Origin of the sequence: Methanobrevibacter sp. 87.7 (genome assembly GCF_002208625.1) — an archaeon.
Lineage (GTDB): Archaea > Methanobacteriota > Methanobacteria > Methanobacteriales > Methanobacteriaceae > Methanarmilla.
Map to the genome: position 1 here is coordinate 1 of NZ_MRCT01000002.1, position 21,657 is coordinate 21,657.

17 protein-coding genes are annotated in these 21,657 nt (G+C 25.1%); 13 read left to right on the forward strand and 4 right to left on the reverse strand.

Translation table 11 applies throughout. The features are described 5' to 3' along the window. Nucleotides 1–162: 162 nt before the first annotated feature. The 4 genes from BGI41_RS00160 (at nt 163) to BGI41_RS00175 (ending at nt 6,788) form a co-directional block, all read left to right on the forward strand. Nucleotides 163–759 carry a TetR/AcrR family transcriptional regulator gene (locus BGI41_RS00160; RefSeq protein WP_088538233.1) on the forward strand — a complete coding sequence of 199 codons (597 nt, stop codon included), beginning with the start codon at nt 163–165 and terminating at the stop codon, nt 757–759. Between the two features lie 91 nt (nt 760–850). Next, complete coding sequence (locus tag BGI41_RS00165) at nt 851–2,767, forward strand: YhgE/Pip domain-containing protein (RefSeq protein ID WP_088538234.1); 1,917 nt, start codon at nt 851–853, stop codon at nt 2,765–2,767. A gap of 698 nt (nt 2,768–3,465) precedes the next feature. Then, complete coding sequence (locus tag BGI41_RS00170; protein ID WP_088538235.1) at nt 3,466–5,028, forward strand: transglutaminase family protein; 1,563 nt, start codon at nt 3,466–3,468, stop codon at nt 5,026–5,028. Between the two features lie 380 nt (nt 5,029–5,408). Continuing rightward, nucleotides 5,409–6,788 (forward strand): 2,3-diphosphoglycerate synthetase, encoded by a 1,380-nt coding sequence (locus BGI41_RS00175; RefSeq protein ID WP_088538236.1) that lies wholly within the window; start codon nt 5,409–5,411, stop codon nt 6,786–6,788. A 330-nt stretch (nt 6,789–7,118) separates the two neighbouring features. Here BGI41_RS00175 and BGI41_RS00180 read toward each other — a convergent pair whose 3' ends face one another. Both BGI41_RS00180 and BGI41_RS00185 read right to left on the reverse strand, forming a co-directional pair. Beyond that, nucleotides 7,119–7,862, reverse strand: a complete 744-nt coding sequence (locus BGI41_RS00180; RefSeq protein ID WP_088538237.1) for a pyrroline-5-carboxylate reductase — start codon at nt 7,860–7,862, stop codon at nt 7,119–7,121. A gap of 229 nt (nt 7,863–8,091) precedes the next feature. After that, complete coding sequence (locus BGI41_RS00185; protein ID WP_088538238.1) at nt 8,092–8,817, reverse strand: UPF0280 family protein; 726 nt, start codon at nt 8,815–8,817, stop codon at nt 8,092–8,094. Between the two features lie 277 nt (nt 8,818–9,094). Here BGI41_RS00185 and comA point away from each other — a divergent pair, with 277 nt between their 5' ends. From comA to BGI41_RS00220, 7 genes are all read left to right on the forward strand, one after another. Further along, complete coding sequence (comA, locus tag BGI41_RS00190) at nt 9,095–9,868, forward strand: phosphosulfolactate synthase (protein WP_088538239.1); 774 nt, start codon at nt 9,095–9,097, stop codon at nt 9,866–9,868. A gap of 461 nt (nt 9,869–10,329) precedes the next feature. Beyond that, entirely contained in the window at nt 10,330–11,598 is a 1,269-nt protein-coding gene (locus tag BGI41_RS00195) for a methanogenesis marker 16 metalloprotein (RefSeq protein WP_088538240.1), read from the forward strand. A gap of 61 nt (nt 11,599–11,659) precedes the next feature. Further along, on the forward strand, nt 11,660–12,256 hold the full coding sequence (gene hdrC / locus BGI41_RS00200) for a ferredoxin:CoB-CoM heterodisulfide reductase subunit HdrC (protein ID WP_088538241.1): 597 nt from the start codon (nt 11,660–11,662) through the stop codon (nt 12,254–12,256). A gap of 101 nt (nt 12,257–12,357) precedes the next feature. Beyond that, entirely contained in the window at nt 12,358–13,410 is a 1,053-nt protein-coding gene (hdrB, locus tag BGI41_RS00205) for a ferredoxin:CoB-CoM heterodisulfide reductase subunit HdrB (RefSeq protein ID WP_088538242.1), read from the forward strand. Nucleotides 13,411–13,427: 17 nt separating this feature from the next. Beyond that, nucleotides 13,428–15,752: a ferredoxin:CoB-CoM heterodisulfide reductase subunit HdrA gene (hdrA, locus tag BGI41_RS00210; RefSeq protein ID WP_369829819.1), complete on the forward strand. Its 2,325-nt coding sequence runs from the start codon at nt 13,428–13,430 to the stop codon at nt 15,750–15,752. A 290-nt stretch (nt 15,753–16,042) separates the two neighbouring features. Next, on the forward strand, nt 16,043–16,945 hold the full coding sequence (locus BGI41_RS00215; RefSeq protein WP_088538244.1) for an AEC family transporter: 903 nt from the start codon (nt 16,043–16,045) through the stop codon (nt 16,943–16,945). An 81-nt stretch (nt 16,946–17,026) separates the two neighbouring features. Then, nucleotides 17,027–17,821, forward strand: a complete 795-nt coding sequence (locus tag BGI41_RS00220) for an alpha/beta hydrolase family protein (RefSeq protein ID WP_088538245.1) — start codon at nt 17,027–17,029, stop codon at nt 17,819–17,821. Between the two features lie 173 nt (nt 17,822–17,994). On the opposite strand, the gene comE is transcribed toward BGI41_RS00220, so the two are convergent. Continuing rightward, a complete protein-coding gene (gene comE, locus BGI41_RS00225; RefSeq protein ID WP_088538246.1) occupies nt 17,995–18,537 on the reverse strand; it encodes a sulfopyruvate decarboxylase subunit beta in 543 nt (180 codons plus the stop codon). Nucleotides 18,538–18,546: 9 nt separating this feature from the next. Then, nucleotides 18,547–19,053 (reverse strand): sulfopyruvate decarboxylase subunit alpha, encoded by a 507-nt coding sequence (gene comD, locus BGI41_RS00230; protein ID WP_088538247.1) that lies wholly within the window; start codon nt 19,051–19,053, stop codon nt 18,547–18,549. 398 nt (nt 19,054–19,451) lie between these two features. Between comD and BGI41_RS00235 the strand changes: the two genes are divergently transcribed. Further along, on the forward strand, nt 19,452–20,684 hold the full coding sequence (locus BGI41_RS00235) for an FprA family A-type flavoprotein (RefSeq protein WP_088538248.1): 1,233 nt from the start codon (nt 19,452–19,454) through the stop codon (nt 20,682–20,684). Nucleotides 20,685–20,810: 126 nt separating this feature from the next. Then, nucleotides 20,811–21,491 (forward strand): DNA alkylation repair protein, encoded by a 681-nt coding sequence (locus BGI41_RS00240; protein ID WP_088538249.1) that lies wholly within the window; start codon nt 20,811–20,813, stop codon nt 21,489–21,491. Nucleotides 21,492–21,657: the final 166 nt, after the last annotated feature.

Consider the following 21,657-nt stretch of genomic DNA (forward strand, 5'->3'; position numbering starts at 1 on the left):
TATTATTTTTTTATTTTTTTCTTATTTTGGTATGACTTATTTTTAATATTTTCTTAATTTTTTGGATTTTTTTTCGTTTTTGTTTAATTTTTATATGTATTTTAGATGTTTCTCATAATTTTATACAAAAGATTTATATGTATGTAAGTACTTACTTACATTATGGAAATTGAAATTAAAGATACTGAGACTAAAATTTTATATGCTACTATAAAACTTTTAGAAGAAGGTGGTGTAAATAATGCTACCACTAGGAAAATTGCTGATAAAGCAAATGTTAGTGAGGTAACTATTTTCCGTAAATTTAAAAATAAAGATAATCTTCTAAATGAAGCTTCAAAATTTTACTCAGAATACTTTTTAAATAAATTAGATTATGTCTTTGAAGTAGATGAAAATGAAGATATTGTTTCAATTTTAAAATCTGTATGGAATAATATTCTTTATGTTTTTGAAGATGATTTTAATTTAATTAGAATTTCCATTGAAGATATAAGAGCTGTTTCATTAGGAGATCCAACCTTTAAAAAAATATCTGAGAAAGTAATTAATAATCTTATTTCAATTTTAAAAAATCAGATGGATAAAGGTAAAATCTCTAAAGAGGTAAATATTGAAATTTTATCTCTTGATATTTACAGTATGATTATTCAATCTTTACTTTTATGGAAAATTTATGGATATACTCCAAGTAAATCTGTAAATGAAGAAGTAGATAATTTTATTGAAATATTGTTAGATGGAATTGCTCCTAAGTAAACATTTAGGAGTTTTTAATTTTTTTTTATTATTATAAGTTTAAGTGCTTTTAAATGTTTTTAGAATTGAATTTTGTAATTATAGGGATATTATGGAAAACACTATGATTGAAAATATTAAGGAAATCGTGAAAAAAGATTTTCACATTTTAATTCATTTTCCTGCTGTCCTTGTTGTAGTTTTAGTTATTATGTTAATACCTGCAATGTATGCTACTTTAACTATTGAATCTACATGGGATCCTTATTCCAATACAGGTAATATTAAAGTTGCAGTTGTTGATAATGATTTAGGGTATACATTAGATAATGGTACATATTACAATGTTGGGAATATGCTAGTTGATGAATTACACCATAATAATAATTTCTCATGGGTTTTTGTAAATGAAAGTAATGCTAGACATGGTGTTCATGAAGGTACATATATTGCAGCGCTAATTATTCCTAAGAATTTCTCTAAAGAACTGATGACTGTTGATTCTAATAATCCAGAAAGTGCTGAAATTGATTATTTTGTTAATGAAAAATCAAATGCTATTAACCCAGTTATTTTAAAATCTGGAACAACAATTCTTGAAGCTAAAATTAATGATCAAGTTGTTACTACAGTTGATTCAATAATTTTTGGTAAATTAAGAGATGCTGCTGGAATATTAGATAAAAATAAAGATGATTTATACAAAGCTCAATCTTTTGCTAATGATTTAAATAGTAATACTGGTGAAATTGATCAAGGATTAAGTGAAGTTAATTCTGATATGTCAACTATTAAAAATCTTTGGCCTCAAATATACAATGCTTTACCTGAAGTAAAAGGATATTTAGGTACATTACAATCTGATTATGATGTTTTAAATGATCAAATTAATAATCATGATTCTAGTTCCCGTACTACTATTGCTAAAATGAAAGCAGAAGCAAATGCATCTTATAGTGATTTATACACTTTTGATGTTTACTTGAGAAATATGTATAATATGACTCATTATCAACCATTGTTACCAGTTATTAATAAGGTTGAAACAAATATGGTTAAACTTCAACAAGTGATGAATGCACTTAATGAAGTTGAAGCTACTATGGATTCTCCAGAAGTTCATAATAAATTAGCTACTACAGGATCACTACTTCAAACATCAAATAAATATGTTGATGAATTGTATAATAATAGAGATGATATTAGTACAAAAATCAACAAAGCATCTTATACTCTAAATGTTATTAATAATGATTGGCCTAAAGTTAAAGCCACTATCCCAGTAATAGCCGCTAAACTTAATTCTATAAGTCCTAGTACTGTAGAAAAATTAGCAGAATATAAAGATATGAATTTAAGTGGAGTAAGAAATTACTTTGAAAATCCAGTTCAATTGAAAAAACATGCTGAATTCCCAGTTCCTAATTATGGTTCAGGTCTTGCACCGTTTTATAATTCCATTTCATTATGGATTGGTTGTTTAGTTGCAATTGCAATGATTAAACGTCAAGTTAAATACTCTGATAAATATTCACCATTAGAAGTATTTTTCGGTAGATTTCCGTTCTTCTTAATTATTGCATTTGTTCAAGCAACTGGTGTTATAATTTGTGACTTTATAATGAAGATTCAAATTACTAATCCAATTGCGTGGATTTTCGCACTGTACTTTATTGCTCTGTGCTTTATGATTATTGCATATTGTTTATACTCTGCATTAGGTAATGCAGGTAAATTGATTGTAATGGTAGTATTATTATTACAAATTACTGCATCTGGTGGTATTTTTGCTGTTGAATTAATGCCTCCATTCTTTGCACATATTAATCCGTACCTACCATTAACTTACTCAGTAGGTGCATTACGTGAAATTATTGCAGGAATAATTTGGGGACATTATTGGTGGAATATGGGTAAATTAGCGATTATGCCAGTTATATTATTTGTAATTACAATTATTATTAAAGAGAAATTTGATAAAAGATCTCAAGCTTTAGAACGTATATTAGATGATAGTGGATTCTTCTAGTTTATATTCAGCTTATAATTTATATTAAACTATTAGTTAATCTTTAGTTTATATTTGGCTTATATGGTTTATATTAAGCTATTAGTTAATTTTTAGTTTGATATTTGAATATAATATAATGAATCCTAGTTTAATATCAAATTTAATTAACATTATTTTCTTTAATTGTTAATTATTTAGAATAAATTAGATTTTATATTAAAATCTGATTTTTATTTAAACTTAAGATTTTTTTATTTAGTAAGATCAATTATATCTTTATTAGTTAGTAAAAATTTTTTATTAGCTATTTTTAAGATTTTAATAATTAGGAAATTTTTCTAATTATTCTTGACATAACTTTAATAATTAAATAATTTGTAATAATTTGTAATAATTTAAATAATTTGTAGTATTCTTATTTATCTTCAGATAGTAAAAATTACATAATATAATATTTAATTAATCTAATTAAGTAATATATTATTGTAAATAGTGTTTATATGAATTAAATAGATATTTTAGCTATTTAACTAATATCTAAAGCAAGATTTTAATATTTTATACTTTTAATATAATTTAATTATAATCTTATCAATAAATGGAGAAAAATGTTTAAAATGTATTGATTGTTTGTTTAGTGGTTCAGTGATTTAAATTTAGCATTAAATAACTTGCTTAATCATTGAGGTGTTAAAATTAAAAATATTCGAAAAATTATGCTTTTTACAAGTATAATATTTTTAATATCACTTGTTTCAATCTCATGTGTTTCTGCTATAACTATATCTTCATTTGGAGATTTTAAAGACTCTTCAAATAATTTATATTCAAACAATGATATTAATTCAAATATTTCCTCAAATATGTTTTCAAATAATGAAAATATTAGTACAATAATGGAAAATACCATTGATAATAATTTAAGTGGTGAAAAAGGTTTATTCCTTTTAAGTACTTATATGAATTTAAAATTTAATTATGATCCTAATGGTTCAAGTAGCATTGTTGATTTGAATAAAACAGGTAAAGGTAATTCTATAGCATTAGCTCAATTTGCTCAAGATAAACTTTTACAGAATGGTTATGAAGTAAGAATCGTTTCAGGTGAAACTAGTGATTCTTTAGATCATCAATGGGTTCAAGTTAAAAATAATGGTCATTGGGAAAATTTTGAATCTACTGCAATCACTCGTGAGTGTGGAAGTAAAAATTATACACAATTATTATGTACAAATAAAACTGTTGTAAGTGTTAATGGTACTGATGTAATGCCTCAAACTCTTGAGAATTACTTTAAATCTAATAATGTAAAAAATTATACATTACCTGATGATACAGGTATTAACATGAGCAATGTAAGTGTAGAAAATGTAACTATTCAAAATGTAACTATGTCAAATGGTTCAAATGTTACATATATTATTTTAAATAATTCAACTATGAATAGTACTAATTTCACACCATCTGTAACTAATCAAAGTAATGGTAATTATTCTGATAATAATACTATTACTGTAACTATGTATCCGTCTTGTGCAAATAATTGTGGTAGTTATAGACCATATACTAGAACATATCTAAATTACTGTCCATTCTGTCATAAATGGGGTACATTATCTGATACTCCTAAAGATCCAAATAGGGATGGAAGTGGAAGCTCTAATGGTGGTGCTGGAGTACCTGAAGGAGAAATCACTTGTGACCAATCAAAAGGTGGTTGTGATGCTGATTTCTGTGGTGTATGTGGTGCTGATAAAATGAGTCCTAGTAGAGCATATTTAGTAATGGTTAATGGAACTAATACTACTACAGTTAATGGAAATCCAGTAAATGTAGATGTACCAAATGGAAATGTTAATGTTAGTGTAAGTGCTGATATTAAAGAAGCATCTAATCAAATTTGTGCTAATTGTACTACTCCAGAAGAAAAATTAAGAGCTATTCATCATTGGGTAAATCATAATGTCCAATATGAATATTATGGTGGTACTAAAAAAGGTGCACATGGTACATTTATGGCAAGAGCAGGAAATTGTTGTGATCAAGCACAACTTGTAATGGCTATGGCTAATGCACAAAATATTACTGGAAGATATGTATATTGTGATAGTGTTTCATTCTTAGATGGAACTTCTGCTCACGTATGGAGTCAATATAACATTAATGGTCGTTGGATAGATATAGATACTGTCAGTACAGGTTCTGATAAAGGATTTGGTTCATGTGCTGGTCATCCAAATGATGCTATAACTATTCTTGGTCCTAAATTGACCTTTTAAATACAAAACTTAACCCATTTATTTTTTTATTTTTCTTTTTTTGAGTATTTTTTATTGTTTTTTTAGGTTTTTTAGGTTTTTTTAGTTTTATCGTTTTTTATACGTTTTATTTAGGTTTTTATTGTTATTTTAATTTTTTTATAAAGCTTTTTTTAGGTTTTTTAGGTTTTTTTTTAGTTTTTTTTATAAAATTTTATTAAATATTCATAATTTATATAATATTGTTATGATTTTTTAAAGTCTTTTATTAAAGTCTCTATTTTAGGTTTTTTCATGATTTTTATAATTAAAATTATATATTATAAATTAAAAAAATCTGTATATGTTTAAATATTTTTAATTAAATCTTATTTATGTTAAAATTTTAAAAGAGGAATATTATGACTAATAAAATCATATGTTTAGTTGATGGTGAACATTACCTTCCCGTTACAAAGTCTGCAATATCTGTAATTGATGATTTAGAGCATAATGAAGTTGTATCCATGGTATTTATTGGTGGAACTGAAAAGTTAAAAACTGATAATCCAAAAGCATATTCTGAGTTAATGGGTTTTCCAGTATACTTTGGAGATAATAAAGATGAAATTCCTTATGATTTAATTGAAGAAATGATTGATAAATATGAACCAGATGTTATTATGGACTTATCTGATGAACCAGTTCTTGATTATTCTAAACGTTTTAAAATAGCTTGTCGTGTAATTGCTAAAGGAGTAATATATGAAGGTACTGATTTTAGATTTGAACCTCCAACACAAGCAGATATTCCAGAAAAACCTTCAATTAAAATTATAGGAACAGGTAAAAGAATTGGAAAAACTGCAGTTAGTACTTATACTTCTCGTTTAATTGATAAAAACAATTATAATCCATGTGTTGTAGCAATGGGTAGAGGAGGACCAGAAACTCCTGAAATTGTTCATGGTGATAAAATTGAAATAACTCCTGAATTTTTAGTAGAACAAGCAGATAAAGGTGTTCATGCAGCAAGTGACCATTGGGAAGATGCTTTAATGAGTAGAATTCTTACTATTGGTTGTAGAAGATGTGGTGGAGGAATGTCTGGTGAGGTCTTTTTTACAAATATGAAAGATGGAGCAAAAATTGCTAATAAACAAGACGCTGACTTTATAATATTTGAAGGTAGTGGTGCAGCTATTCCACCAATTAAAACAGATAAAACTATAGTGCTTGTTGGTACAAATCAAGATATATTAAATATTACAAATTTCTTTGGACCATATAGAATTGGACTTGGTGATTTAATTATTTTAACAATGTGTGAAGAACCAATGACTTCAAAAGAAAAAGTTAATGAAATTATTGAGTTTATTCATAAGGAAAATCCTAATGCAAAAGTTATTCCTACTGTATTTAGGCCTAAACCACTTAAAAATCTTGAAGGTAAAAAAATATTATTTGCAACTACAGCACCTAGTTCTGTTAAAGATAAATTAGTTAATTATCTTGAAGAAGAATATAAATGTAAAGTAGTTGGAACAACTTCACATCTCTCTAATAGGCCTTTATTAAAAGAAGATATTGCAAAATATATTGATAAAGTTGATTGTATGTTAACTGAACTTAAAGCAGCTGCAGTTGATGTTGCAAGTAAAGAAGCTCTTAATTATGGTTTAGAAGTTGTTTATTGTGATAATATTCCAATTGAATTAGATGGAGATTATCCATCTATTGATGATTCTATATTAGAATTAGTTGATAGTGCTATTAGTGATTTTAATACTAATTTATCCTAATTTTAATATTTTTTTTAATTAAGAGTTTTTTAAGAATTAATAATTAACTTAGTATAATAAAAATACTTAGTAATAAATTAATTACTTTTTTTATAGGTTTTAAGTATTGTATAATAAAAATAGTTTTTAAGAGTTTAATTACTCTTTTTAACATGTTTTTTTTAATAGTAAGGTATAATAAAAATAGTTTTTAAAGAGTTTATTTGCTTTTTTTAATAGTAATGTATAGTAAAAATAGTTTTTAAGAGTTTAATTACTCTTTTTCATAGATTTTTAATAGAATATCAAATAATTCATCAATTATTTCATTTAATTCTAAATCTAAATAATTTAATCCTTTTCTGTAATACCATTAGGTGTACAAACTTTATTTATTAATTTATCACAATTATCATCAGAGTTTATTTTATCTTTTAATAAAACTTCACTTGATCCAATTAATGTTTTAAGAATTAAATATTTACATTCTTCATAATCAAGATTTGAATGTTTAAATCCAAATTCACTTAATTTTTTAACAATAAGTCCAATATATGCTGGTGCACAACTAGTTAATATTGTAGCTATTTCTATATCTTCTTCATCAGGAAGTATTTTAACATAAGAGAATTCATTAAATAGTGTTTCTAATTTAGATGAATCTATAAAGTTTACATTATCATTATGAACAATTAAACTTATTCCATTTTGCGGATTATCACTTTCTACAAATTCTGAAGCAATAGTTGGAATAACTAAACTTACTGGTCCATCATAGATATTTTCAATATCTTCAAAATTTATTCCTGCACAAGTATGAATAATATGTGTATTATTTAAATTTTGTTTAATTTCAGATATAACATTTAATAAATCATCACTTTCAACAGATATGATTATTTTATCTGATTCTTTTGCAAGTTTATTATTATCATCAGTTATGTTTATATTTGGATAATATTCTTTTAAAGACTCTAATTTTGATATGTTTCTATTTGATATAATAAGTTCATCTTCATTTACTAAGTTTAATTTTAGTAAATTTTCTGTAATCATCTGTCCAATGTTTCCATAACCTATTATTCCAATTGTCATTTTATCACTTTATTATATCTTTTTTTAGAAAAAACCTAAATTTTTAAAGTTTTATTTATTAGTTTATTATATCTTTTTTAGAAAAAATCTAAATCTTTAAAATAGAATCTAGAAATACAATTATTATTTTTTTTAGATTTTTTATATTTATTATTACTATTTATTAGATTAATTTCCTAATGTATTAATATTTATTAAATTTTCATATATTTGTTTAATTTAAATTAATTTAATAATCTATATCAAATGGTTCTGTACTTACAATTTTAGGTAGTTTTCCAATTGTTCCTACTAAATCACCTACAGTGATTATTGCACCATTATAAAATTCTTTATATTTTTCTGCACTTTCAAGACCATTATTTATCGCATCTTCTGTAGTTTCACCTTTAACATCGTTTGCAATAGATGTTGCAAGACCATCTGCAATACTTGCTTGATTAGTAAGGATTGTAACAGATTCAGAGTTTCCAAAACTTATTGAATGTCCAATTTTACTAGATGAAGTACATATTCCAAGTGGTTTTTTTCTTGGTTTTAATTCAAATCCAATATCTTTAATAGTATGTGTATATATTCCACAGACCATTTTTTTATTATTTATAATTGCAATATCTCCACCATTTTCAACAGAAGATAATTTACTTCCTTTTAATATTAAATGATTTAAGCATAATTCAGATATTGTACCTGCTACAGCAGCCATTGGACCTACATTAGCTATTTTACTACTATTATCCATTAATTCAATAATTTTATATTTTGTTTTAAGTTTATTTGGATATGGTGTAAGTTTTGTTAAAAATTCAGGATTTTCATAAATATAATCTTTTAATTGTTTTCTGATTTTTATTATATAATTATCTAAATTATGATTTTCTAAATCTGTAATTAACCTAATATGTGTTTCATCAATTTCTATTTGTTGAATTTTATTTTTATTCATTTTAATCATTAAGATTTTTTTTATTTATTTCATTAAACCTTTTATTTATTAATATTCATTTTTTATAAAATATGAGGTATTATCCTAATTTATAAATATTTCTAATTTTTATTTTTAAATTAAATTTTCTATTTAATATATAATAGTTTTAATTTAAGTTTTTGGATTTCTATATTTTATATTTTTAAATTATATAAATTCTAAAAAGATTTAAATATTTTAAACTTAAACTATTATTTAATTTATTTCAATATAAATTATTCTTTAAAATATATATGGTGATATAATGAATGCTTTTAATTTTCTCCTAACGGAAAGAGAATCAAAACCAAGAGACAAAGGAATTACTATGGTTTTAGATAAAGGTTTAGGATATGATACTGCTAAATGTTTGATGGAAATTGCAGGAGACTATGTAGATTATCTTAAATTTGGCTGGGGTACTACAGTAGTTCAAAATGAAAGAATTGTAAAAGCAAAAGTTAAAATGTATAAAAAACATGATATTCAACCTTATACTGGTGGAACATTATTTGAACTTGCTTATCTTGAAAATAAAATTCCTGAATTCTTTGAAGAAGCAAAAAGATTAGGTTTTGAAACTATTGAAATCTCTAATGGTTCTACTAATTTACCATATGATGAAAAAATATATTATATTAAACAAGCTAAAGATTTTGGATTTAATGTTATATCTGAAGTAGGTAAGAAAAATCCTGCATTAGATAAAGAATTATCATTAGAAGATAGAGTTAAATATATGAATGCTGAATTAGAAGCAGGATCTACTAAAGTTATTGTTGAAGCAAGAGAAGGTGGAAAAAACATTGGTATTTTTGATGAAAATAGTAATGTAAAAGAAGATGAAGTTGATTATATTTTAAATAATATTTCTAATCCTGATGATATTATATGGGAAGCTCCTAAAAAAGATCAACAAGTTTACTTTATCTTAAAATTAGGTTCTGATGCTAATTTAGGAAATATTTCTACTGATGAAATTATTTCTCTTGAAACTATTAGAAGAGGTCTCAGAGGAGACACTTTAGGTAAATTATAAATTTTTTAATTTATCTTATTTTTTTAGCTATTTTTTTTATTGTCTTTTTTTCTTAAATTTTTAGTATTTTTAGCTATTTTTTGCTTATTTTTTAGTATTTTTTAATTAATTTTATAAGTTAGTATGATGTTGCAGACTTTTTTTATATTTAAATTCTTTTAATTATTTATTTATTTTATATTTTGCTTTAATATTTTATTTATTTCTATATTTTTATTTAATTTTTATTTTTATCTTATTTTAATCATTATTTAGTGATTTTAATAATTTTTAAAAATTTTTACCATTAGTTTATTTTTTCTAATTTAGTAATATTAACGTAACATTTTGCTTATTAAAGTAATATTAAGCTTACATTCACTTTAAAAAGCTTTATATACTTTAATTTAGTATTTTTAAGTATGTATCAATTTTTTTAATTTTTAATTATTTTTTAATTTTTTATAAAGAGGATGATTTAATTGGAAAGAACTATTGAAGAGATTAATAAAAAAATTGAAAATGGAGAAGCTAATGTTTTTTCTGCTTTTGACTTTAAAGAAGCACTTAGAAATGATGAAGTTCCTTCATTTGAAGAAGTTGATGTTGTAACGTGTGGTACTTGTGGTGTAATGAGTGGTACTTCTGCAATATTCAATATTATTGTATTTGAACCTGGTGAATTTAAGAAAGCTAAAAATATTTATTTAAATGGTATTCCTGCTTCTGTTGGACCTTGTCCAAATGAATTATTAGGTTCTGTTGATTGTATATTAAATGGTACAAGTCATAGTAAAGATAATCCTGATTATGGTGGAGGATTTTTATTAAAAGATCTTTTAAATGGTAAAGATATAGATGTAGAAGTTGAAACTATTGAAGGTAAAACTATTAACACTACAACTAATCTTGAAGAAATAGTTACTGCACATATGATTGGAACACGTCAAGCATTTAACAATTATACTGCATTTGTTAATACTGGAGATTCTTATGTGAAATCTATTTTTGATGCTAAACCATTTGAACCAGGACTTGATTTAATTACATTCTCTGGTTGTGGTGATATAAATCCACTTCAAAATGATATGGATAGAAATGTTATTAAAGAAGGAGCTAAAATTCTTTTAAATGGTGCTCCAGGTTTAGTTTTAGGTTTAGGTACAAGAGCTTCTGATGCAAAACCTAATTTAATGTTATCTGCAGATATTAAAAAAATGGATTCTCGTTATTTAGGTGGATATAGAACTGGTATGGGTCCTGAAGTTTATGATAGTGTAGCTATTCCAATACCAATTTTAAATGAAGAAATATATAATAATCTTCTATTTTTAAATGAAGATATTCCATTAACTGTTGCAGATATTAGAGGAAGACATTTACCTGTTTCTAAAACTAATTATGGTGAAATGTGGAATGGAGCAGAAAAACGTCCTAATATTGATGTATCTAAATGTATTGCATGTGATGAATGTTTAGTTGAAAAATATTGTCCAACTAATGCTGTAAAACATTCTATTAGTGATAATAAAATTAATATTGACTTAAATGATGATTGTTTTGGTTGTGGAAGTTGTGCTAGATATTGTGTAGGTAATGTATTTACAATAAATACTGGTTCAACTACTATAAATGTTGACAATAAAGATTATAATGTTAATATTGTTAGCCGTCAATCTGATAGGGTACGTGCAAAAGAAATTATTGATCAATTAAATGATATGATTCTTAATAAGAAATTTATGTTCTAATTTTTTTTAAAAGGAGTTTAAATTAAACTCTTTTTATTATATTTTTAAATGAGGTTTTTTTATGGTTGAAAAATTTAGAGAGGATTCTTTAGATCTTGAAGAATATATTTCTCATAATATTAAATCTTCTAAACCAAAAGGTTTATTAAAATGTGTTCAATGTGGTATGTGTACTTCTGTATGTCCTGCAGCTCAACATAGTAATTATAATCCACGATCAATGGTTGAATGTGTATTAGAGGGGGATACTGCTGTTATTGAAGATGAGGATATATGGTATTGTTTCTATTGTTATACTTGTCATAGTATTTGTCCTGCAGATAATAGTCCTTGTGAAGTAAATCAAGTTTTAAGACAAATTGCTGTTGATAAAGGTATTGCTGATGATCATTTAATTCCATTTTTAGGATTTGGGGATAGTTTTTTAAATCATGGAATTGGGGGAATTCCTGAAAATTTCTTCCCAGAAATGAAAGAGGATATTGGTGATGACTGGTGGGATTTTAAAACACATTTAGATGATGTAAGAAATCATTTAGGTCTTGATCCAGTATTTCCTTCTGAAGAAGCTATTGTTGAAGTTTCAACAATTCTTAAATCATGTGGTTTTGAAGATAGAATAAATAAAATTAGAAATCATCATAAAGATGAGGATTAATTTTTTTGGATTTGATGTAAAATTGGATTTTAGATTTTATTTGAATGTATATTAAATAAAATTAAATTTAGGATTAATTTAATATTTTTGAGGAGTTTAATATGAAAAATGTTCCAGATAAGAATATTTTGCTATTTAAAAGTTGTTTAGTAAGTGTTGAATATCCAGGTATTGAATCAAGTACAAAATATGTTTTTGATAAAATAGGAGTAGATTACCATGTGGATAGAGCACAAACCTGTTGTACTGGTTTAGGTCATTATTCTGATGTTTTTGACCAATTTTCTACAACTGTAAATGGTGCTAGACATTTTGCACTTGCTAATAAATTAAATAGACCAAATATGGTCATGATGTGTGCAACATGTTATGCTATTAATAAAAAAGTTGCAAATATTTTAAATAATAATGAAGAAGTACGTGATGAAGTAAATCAGGTATTTGATGATTGTGGTTACGATTGGATGAAATTTAATAAAGGAGATCTTGATTCTAGAGAAAATATCTTCCATATTATTGATATTTTTTACAGTAAACGTAAAGAAATTGCAAAAAATATTAAATATGATTTTTCTGATTTTAATATTGCAACTCATCATGGTTGTCATTACTGTAAAGTTCATTATGGTGATACTATTGAAGGAATTAGAAATCCACATATTATTGATGATGTTGTAAATGCTTGTGGTGTTGAAACTATTGGATGGTATGATTTTAAAAGAACAACTTGTGGTAGTGGATTTTCTCAAAGATTTGTACATAAAAAACATTCTTTAACTGTTACTTTAGATAAATTAAAATCTCTTAAAGAAAATAAAACTAATATTTTAATACATTTATGCCCTAATTGTCATGTACAATTTGATAGATATCAAACATATGTTGGAGATAAAATTGGTGAAGAATTTAATATTGTACATTTAAACATTGCACAATTTTTAGCATTAGCTATGGGTGCAGATCCATATGATGTTGTAGGTATACAAACACATACTGTACCTGTTGAACCTATTTTAAAAGATTTAAAACCTTTAAGTAAAGATAATAAAGACGAAATTATTGAAAAAGTTTCATATAAAGTAGACTTAGATGAAAGTGAAGATTTCAACATGGAAGCAGATACTGTTAAAGTTGAAGTTAATGAAACTAATTAATTAATGTAGGTGTGTTTATGGATCATAAAGTTGGAGTTTTCATTTGTCATTGTGGTGGAAACATCTCTGATGTACTTGATATTGAGAAAATAAAAGAATCAATTGGGGATGTAGATGTAATTGAAGAATATGAAAATTTATGCTCAATTAATGGTAGTAAAATAATTAGAGATAAAATTATTAATGAAAATTTAGATCGTGTTGTTATTGCAGCATGTTCACCTGAATCTCATGAAAAAACATTTCAAGAATATGTAAAACCATTAAATCCTTATCTTATGGATATGGTAAATTTAAGAGAACAATGTTCTTGGGTACATAGTCAAACATCTGATTCTTTTAATCAAAAAGCAACCGATAAAGCAGTAAATTTAATTAATGCTTCTATTGAAAAACTTAAAGTTTCTGAAGCAGTAGACCCAATATTAATTCAAACAACTGAAAGTGCAGCAGTTATTGGTGGAGGTATTGCAGGTATGAGTGCTGCATTGTCTCTTGCAAAACAAGGTATACATGTTTATTTAATTGAAGAAACACCTTCAATTGGTGGACATATGGCTAAAATAGGTAAAGTATTCTCACCAGTTAAAATTGCTGAAGAATGTGGACTTTGTCTTTTAAATCCTGTTTTAAATGAAGTTGTATGGAATGATAATATTGAAATATTAACAAGTTCTAAATTAATTAAAGCAGAAAGAAGAGCAGGTAGTTTTAACCTTCTTGTTGAGAAAAAACCACGTTATGTTGATACTGATAAATGTATATCATGTGGAGACTGTGTTGAAGTATGTTCTCAAGAAATACCTAATGATTGGAATGATAATTTATCTTATAGAAAAGCTATTTATAAATCATTCTCACAATGTTATCCAGATACCTATGTAATTGATATTGATAACTGTGATCAATGTGGTGATTGTAAACGTACTTGTCGTATGAATGCAATTAGTTTTAGACAAGAGTCAGAAATGATTCCTTTAGAAGTTGGTTCTGTTATTGTTTCTACAGGTCATAAATTATTTAATCCAGATTTACGTCCAGAATATGGTTATAGTAGATATGATGATGTAATTACTCAAAGTGAACTTGGACGTATTTTAGGTGTTAATGGACCAACAAAAGGTAAACTTCAATGTTTATCTAATGGTAAAGTACCTAAAAGAGTTGTAATGATACAATGTGTAGGTTCTCGTGATATTAAACCTGATGGACATAAATATTGTTCTAAAGTTTGTTGTATGGTAGCACTTAAAAATGCAAATATCATTAAACACAAGTATCCTGATACAGATATAGTTTTATGTTATACTGATATTAGAACACCAGGAATGTTTGAAAAGTACTTTAAACATGCTCAAAGTGATGGTGTAAGACTTATGAGGGGTCGTCCTGGAGAAGTTGTAAAAAAAGATGGAAATTTAATTGTTCGTGTAGAAGATACTTTAACACGTAAATTTAAAGAAATTAAATCTGATATGGTTGTATTATCTACTGCTATTGAACCAAGTGAAGGAACTAAAGAAGTTGCAAAAATATTAAATGTTTCTCAAACAGAAGATGCATTTATTAAAGAACCTAGTCCTAAAATCAAACCAGTTATGACTGATGTAAGAGGAGTATTTGTTGCAGGAACTGCGCAAAATCCAAAAGATATAACTGATAGTATTCTTCAAGCTACAGCATCTGCAAGTAAAGTATCTGAACTTATTAATGATGGTATAGATATAGAACCATTTATTGCAACAGTTGATAATGAATTATGTGATTTATGTGAAGAATGTGTTAAAATATGTAAATATAAAGCAGCATCAGTTAAAGATGAAGAAATTTATATTGATCCTATGACATGTTCTGGTTGTGGTAAATGTATTGCAGTATGTCCAAATAATGCAGTTCAAATTAATGGTAACATTGAAGATAAAATATCTGCAACTATTAAAGGTATTTTAAAAGGTAAAAAACCTGGAGAAAGACGTATTATTGCATTTTTAGATGATGTTGGATATACATCAGCAGATAATATTGGAGTAAACAGATTAACATATCCAGAATCAATTCATATTATTAAAGTTATTAGTGTAAACCGTGTACTTCCAAAGCATATTATTTATGCTTTAGAAAATGGTGCAGATGGTATATTCATAGGTGAATATCCTGGTGATGTAATGTATGATGAAGTTGAAAATAAGATAGATAAAATTAAAGGTGAAATATCTGATAATAATATTGATCCTGAAAGATTAACTTTCTCAAAAGTATACATTCCATACTTTACAGGTTTAGCTAGGAAATTTACTGAATTTGATAATAGAATTGCAGAAATTGATGAATTAGCTAAATAATCTTTAGCTATTTTTATTTTTTTATTTTTTTATATCCTTATTTTTAGCTATTTATAGTTTCTATATTTATTAAATGGTTTTTTTAGTTTATTTTTTAGTTATTTATTTAGTTTCTATGATTAGGTGGTTTTTTTAGTTTATTTTTTTATTTTTTTATTATTTTCAATTTTAGATAATTATTTTTTATTATATTATATATTTTGTTTATTTTACTACTTTCATTGGATTTTTATTAAAATTTTATAAGTAATAATTTCAAAAATATTATATATAATTTAATTATTGATAATATGGAAATTTTAACAACTTTTTTAACTATTTTTATAATTTTAGCAATAGGTTTTATTGCAAAAAGATTTAATTTATTAAGTGCAAATGAAGGAGCAACTATTAATAAGGTTGTTGTTTATCTTGCAATGCCTTTTTTAGTATTTCGTTCCTTATATGATGCAAACATGTCTCTTCTTCCAACATTAGGTAAATTTCCAATAATTGGTTTTATATCTGCATTTTTAGTTGGTATTGTATCATATTTACTTTTTGTTGGTATGAAGTTACCTGATAAACAAAAATATGCATTACTTTCTGTTATAATTATGGGTAATACTGGATTTGTAGGTTTTCCTGTAGTTATGGGTGTATATGGTGTAAGTGGTCTTGTAAGAGCAATATTCTTCAATATTACTGATGTTTTAATGATGATTGTTGTGTATTTAATCTTTGTTATAAAATTTGGTGGAGAATATAAGGAAGTTGTTAAAAGAATATTTTCTTTTCCAGTACTATGGGGTTTAATTATTGGTTTATTATTTAACTTATATCATATCCCAATTGGTACAGTTGGAACAAATATTATTAATTATTTAGCAGATATAACAATTCCATTAATTATATTATCTTTAGGTTTATCTATGAACTTTAAAGGATTTGGTAAGAAATTTGGATTAACTTTAACTGGTTCAGTATTAAAACTTTTTGTTTATCCATTTTTTGCCTTTTTCATTTTAAAATTATTTGGAATAACTGGCTTTGATAATGAGATAGCACTTATTGAAGCAGCAATGCCATCTGCTATGTTGTCAATTTCATATGTTATGGAATTTGGTCTTGATGTAGAGTTAACATCAGATATTATTGTATTTGATACATTGCTTTCACTTGTAACATTACCTGTTCTTATGACTTGTTTGTAAATAGTTGATATTTTAGTTTCATTTATTATCTGTTCTTATGACTTGTTTGTAAATAATTTAAATTTAAAATGGAGGATTTTCATGGCATTATTAAATGTAGAATATAAATCACAAGATTTAGGAAGAAATATACCATTTACTGCAATCTTACCTGTAGATCACATTGATTATGAACATAATATAAATAAATCAAATAGTGGACCATATAAAACATTATATTTATTAAATGGTTTGTATGGGGATTGTATGGAATGGTTAACTCATACTGATATTAAAAGATTAGCTGAAAGAAATAATCTTGCAGTTATAATGCCTAGTGGTGAAAATAGCTTTTATTTAGATTATCCTTCTTCTAATAGAAATTATTCTAAATATATTGGTGAAGAATTAGTAGATATAAGTAGAAGAATGTTTAATTTGTCTAAAAAACGTGAAGATACATTTATTGGCGGATATTCTATGGGTGGTTTCGGTGCATTATATAATGGACTTAAATATAATAAAAGATTTTCAAAAATACTTGCATTATCTTCTGCTCTTATTTTAGAAGAGAATTTTGATAAAACTAATCAATCTATATTTAAATATAATCAAGAATTTGTTGAAGAATGTTTTGGCAGCTTAGATACTGCACTTGATAGGGATGTTAATGTAAATAATTTAATTAAAAAATTAGAAGATACTAATCAAGATGTTCCAGATATGTTTATAACTTGTGCTAGTGATGATAATTTATATGATGCTAATATTAAGTTTATAAATTTTTTATCAAATTATAATAATATAAATTATATTTTTCATGAAGGTACTGGTGGTCATCAATGGGATTATTGGAACCAGTTTATGAAAGAGATAATAGAATGGTTAGTTAAGTAAATTGCATTTTAAGTTATTTATTAAAAATAATACAAGGTTTATTTAATTAAATCATTTAATTTTAATTAATTTATAAAAATAGTAAAAAATAGATAGATAAATAAGTTTAATTATTTATTAAATATTGTAAAAATAATATTTTATAAAATTTAAAAAAAAGTAAATAAAAAAATTTAATTTATAATTTCATTCATAAATCTATCTCTAATTTCTTCTGGAGATAAATCTATTACTGGTGCTTTAGAATTACCTGGTTCAAGATTATACTCTATAAACATACATTTTTTACTTTTTAAAGCTTTATTAAAATCAATATCTTCAAATTTATATGCATTTTCAAATCCTACATCTTTAGCTATTTTTCTTAAGTCTAAATTTTTAGCATAAGTATCTTGATTACCAGTTGAACCATATGCTCCATTATTTATTACAATCCAAATTAAATTTGGGCATTGGTTTTGTGCTATTGTAACAAGTGAACCCATATTCATTAGAACAGACCCATCACCGTCAATTACAACAACTGTATTATCTTGATTAAGTGCAAGTCCAAGTCCAATTGAGGATACAAGACCCATAGATCCTATCATATAAAAGTTTTTAGCTCTATCTTTTACTTTATATAATTCTTTTGAGGGAACACCTATATTACATACTACAAGTTCATCTTCAATATTTTTCATTATTTCTTTAATTCCATCAACACGTGTTGCCATACTTTAACCTCAATCGTCTTCTAATTTCCAGTATTTAATCTCAAGTAATATACTAACTACTTTTCCACTTTCTACAGATTCATTCCATGATTTAGACACTGCATCATATGCTTCTTTATGATTTGTAGGTTTATAATATGGTAAATCAAGTGAATCTAATAATTTTGGTGTTGCTTTTCCCATAGGTACTTGTCCTATAATTGATTCTCCTTCTGTTCCTCTATGGCTCATAATCATAACAAGAGGGAATGAGTATAATTCAAATAATGATCCTAATGCATTAATACAGTTACCTAATCCTGAGTTTTGCATTAAAATTGCAGTTTTTGCTCCTGCCATATATGCTCCAGCACATATTCCAAGACCTTCTTCTTCTCTTGTAACTGGTATATGTGTTATTTCATCATCTGCATCTATAAGATTTAATAATTCTTTAAGGTTAGCACATGGAACACTTACAATAAAATTTATTCCAGAATCTTTAATTCCTTTATAAATTGTTTCACTACTATTCATTGTATTCTCCTTTTTTTAGTTTATAATTATTTAATTATATTTTTATATTTTATTTTCTTTTATTAATTTGTAATTTTTTTAATTATATTTTTTCTTTTTTTAGTTTATAATTATTTTAATTATATTTTCAATATATTGTTTTATTTATTTAATTGGTTTATTATATTTTACTTGTAATTTTCTTTTATTTTTTATTTTTTATAGAATAAGTCTAATATTTTAATTTTTGTTCGAAAAATATAAATCTATTTAATTAAATATATTACTATATATATTATAATTTTTAATTTTTTTAAATTATTTTTGGACTTATTAATTATTGTATTATAGGTTCAATAAGTAATTTTTTTAAATATTTAAAAATTAATAGTGGATAAATAAAAATATTGGTGAAAACTATGATTGCAAATGCTAAAAAAATAGCTGATGGCGTATATTGGGTTGGAGCTCTTGATTGGGATACCCGTGAATTCCATGGTTATACATTACATGGATCTACTTATAATTGTTACCTTGTATTTGGTGATGATAAAACTGCTTTAATTGATAATGTATATCCTGGATTTTTCCCAGAGTTATGGGCTAGAATCGAAGATGCTTTTGCTCAAGAAGGGAAAGATGAAATTAAAATTGATGTAATGATTCAAAATCATATTGAAATGGATCACAGTGGTTCATTACCCGATATTGTTGAAAAATTCCCAGATATTGAAATTTATTGTACTCAAATTGCTATTCCAGGTCTTAAAAATCATTGGCCTAGTTTAGTTAATAAAGAAATGAATCCTATTAAAACTGGTGATACTTTAGATCTTGGTGGTAAATCATTTACATTTATTAATGCACCAATGTTACATTGGCCAGATAGTAACTTTACTTTATATAATGAAGAAGGTATTTTATTCTCTAATGATGCTTTTGGTCAACATATCTGTTCTGGTGAAAGATATGATTATGAACTTGATCCTAAAGCTGTTGAAAATGTTGCTAAAAAATACTTTGCAAATTTAATTACTTTATCTTCACCACTTGTTGTAAGTAAAGTTAAAGAAATGGCTGATGCAGGATATTTAGATAAAGTTAAAATGATTGCACCATGTCATGGAGTAATTTGGACTAAACCACAAACAATCATTGATTTATATGCTAAATGGGCAACAGCTGATTGTGAAGATAAAATAACTGTTATTTATGATACTATGCATCATTCTACTCAAAAATTAGCACATGAAATTGCTGAAGGTATTATATCTGAAGGTGTTAAAGTTAAAATGTGCTTCTTGAAAGAAGATGATGAAAGTGATGTAGTAACTGAAGTTCTTGATAGTAAAGCTATTGCTTTAGGTGTTCCAACTATGATGAATAATCCATATCCAAATGTTGGAAAAATCATTTATTATTTCAATTGTTTAAGCTTTGCAAATGCAGGTAAAAAGAAAAAAGCAGCTGTATTCTCATCTAAAGGATGGGGTGGAGGTGCTATTAATAGATTAACCTCTGATCTTGAAAATGCAGGTTTCGATGTACTTGAAGACGATGCATTAGATGTTCATTATGTTCCTGATGAAAAAGCTCTTGAACAAGCTTATGAATTAGGTAAAAAACTTGCAAAAGCAATTAAAGAAGATTAATTCTTCTTTATTTATTTTTTATTATTTTTATTCATTTTATAACTGTTTTTTATAATTTTTAATCTGTTTTATTTTTTTAAATTTATTTTTTGTTTTCTAATCTATTTTTTTTAATTTGGTGGTAATTTGGAATTTGAAGATATTATTCATGAATTTGAATTTCTTAGTAATGAAGAAAATATTAAAGGTAAAAAACGTTTTGGTATAAATTTTAATAAATCTTATGGTCTTAGAATGCTAGATATTAGAAAAATTGCTAAAAAAGTAGGTAAAAATCATGAAATTGCAATTAAATTATGGGATTATCCTTATCATGAATCAAGGATTCTTGCACCAATGGTTGAAGAACCAGATAAATTAACTAATGAACAATTAGATAAATGGGTTTCTGAATTTGATTCTTGGGATGTAGTTGATCAAGCTTGTATAAATCTTTTTAGAAATTCTGATTTAGCAATATCTAAAATTCCAATATGGGCAGAAAATGAAAAAGAATATGTTAAAAGAACTGCTTTTTCTCTTATTGCTGTTCTTGCAGTCCATAATAAAAAAGAAGATGATGAATACTTTAGAAAGTTTTATCCATTAATTATTGATGCTTCTTGTGATAATCGTAATTTTGTTAAAAAAGCAGTTAATTGGGCAATTAGACAAATTGGTAAAAGAAATATTAATCTTAATAAAGAGGCAATAGAACTTTCTTATGAAATTCTTAAAAAAGATTGTAAAGCTAGTAGATGGATAGCTAAAAATGCAATTAATGAGTTAGAATCTGATAAAATTCAAAAAAAATTATTAAATAAATAAACTTTTTTTATTACTCTAATTTAAGTGTTAATAAATACTTTTCGAAAGCTTTTTATATAATCATAAACACACTTTATATTAATGGATTATTAGTTAATTAAAAATTGATTATTCAAATTTAATACTTAACTATTTATTTTTATAGTTTTTAAGGTTTTATAAAAGC

Bases quoted from the DNA above. Each gene is read 5' to 3' on its own strand.
- BGI41_RS00160 (WP_088538233.1), top strand. From the start codon at position 163: ATGGAAATTGAAATTAAAGATACTGAGACTAAAATTTTATATGCTACT.
- BGI41_RS00165 (WP_088538234.1), top strand. From the start codon at position 851: ATGGAAAACACTATGATTGAAAATATTAAGGAAATCGTGAAAAAAGAT.
- BGI41_RS00170 (WP_088538235.1), top strand. From the start codon at position 3,466: ATGCTTTTTACAAGTATAATATTTTTAATATCACTTGTTTCAATCTCA.
- BGI41_RS00175 (WP_088538236.1), top strand. From the start codon at position 5,409: ATGACTAATAAAATCATATGTTTAGTTGATGGTGAACATTACCTTCCC.
- BGI41_RS00180 (WP_088538237.1), bottom strand. From the start codon at position 7,862: ATGACAATTGGAATAATAGGTTATGGAAACATTGGACAGATGATTACA.
- BGI41_RS00185 (WP_088538238.1), bottom strand. From the start codon at position 8,817: ATGATTAAAATGAATAAAAATAAAATTCAACAAATAGAAATTGATGAA.
- comA (WP_088538239.1), top strand. From the start codon at position 9,095: ATGAATGCTTTTAATTTTCTCCTAACGGAAAGAGAATCAAAACCAAGA.
- hdrC (WP_088538241.1), top strand. From the start codon at position 11,660: ATGGTTGAAAAATTTAGAGAGGATTCTTTAGATCTTGAAGAATATATT.
- hdrB (WP_088538242.1), top strand. From the start codon at position 12,358: ATGAAAAATGTTCCAGATAAGAATATTTTGCTATTTAAAAGTTGTTTA.
- hdrA (WP_369829819.1), top strand. From the start codon at position 13,428: ATGGATCATAAAGTTGGAGTTTTCATTTGTCATTGTGGTGGAAACATC.
- BGI41_RS00215 (WP_088538244.1), top strand. From the start codon at position 16,043: ATGGAAATTTTAACAACTTTTTTAACTATTTTTATAATTTTAGCAATA.
- BGI41_RS00220 (WP_088538245.1), top strand. From the start codon at position 17,027: ATGGCATTATTAAATGTAGAATATAAATCACAAGATTTAGGAAGAAAT.
- comE (WP_088538246.1), bottom strand. From the start codon at position 18,537: ATGGCAACACGTGTTGATGGAATTAAAGAAATAATGAAAAATATTGAA.
- comD (WP_088538247.1), bottom strand. From the start codon at position 19,053: ATGAATAGTAGTGAAACAATTTATAAAGGAATTAAAGATTCTGGAATA.
- BGI41_RS00235 (WP_088538248.1), top strand. From the start codon at position 19,452: ATGATTGCAAATGCTAAAAAAATAGCTGATGGCGTATATTGGGTTGGA.